General features: G+C 32.6%; 1 protein-coding gene. It reads right to left on the minus strand.

What is annotated here, in order from left to right:
- Nucleotides 1–813, minus strand: an 813-nt coding sequence (locus IDG60_RS17275) for a S41 family peptidase (RefSeq protein WP_206160983.1), incomplete at both ends; no start/stop codon positions are given.

An 813-nucleotide genomic window follows, 5' to 3' on the forward strand; every position in this document is an offset into this window, starting at 1 on the left:
GACCATCTGGCGTTAACCATTTCATTTCAGTATATTTTAACAATGAACCATCCTTAAACTCTCTTGTAGTTTGTACGACACCTTTGCCGAATGTTTTTGACCCATAAACTTTAGCTTTATTATAGTCTTTTAGCGCACCAGTAAACACTTCAGAAGCGCTAGCTGAACCTTCATTCACTAAGATGGATATATCCATGTCTTTCGCTTCTTTTAACGCATCATTAGAAGTTTGAATTGCTTCAGTATCTTTACCTTTTTCTAGTTTAACAACAGTTTTTCCTTTATCGATAAAAATATTTGCCATTTTAACAGCTTCATCTAGTAGTCCACCTGGATTATTTCTTAAATCTAAAACAATCTTTTTCAAACCATCTTTGTGAGCTTTTAGAACTGCATCTTTCAATTCACCTGATGTATCATTCTGGAATTTATTAATAGTAATAACTCCAACTTTACCTTTTTTCTTATACTCAACACTTTTAACATGAATTTTTTCACGTTTAATCTTAACGTCTTTTTCTTCACTACCTCGTTGAACAGTTAAAGTGACTTCAGTGTTTTCTTTACCACGAACATCTTTGACAACTTCATCTAATGCTTTTCCTTTAATTGATTTTCCATTTACTTTAGTAATGACATCTTTAGGACGAATGCCAGCACGTTCTGCTGGAGATCCCTTCATAGGACTAGTAACCATAATTTGATCATTTTTCTTTTGCATTTCTGCACCAATACCTACAAAATCACCTGAAACACCTTCATTAAAGGATTTCGTTTGTTCTTTTGTTAAATATTCAGAATAAGGATCTTTTA

It is taken from the genome of Staphylococcus sp. EG-SA-2, assembly GCF_017152085.1.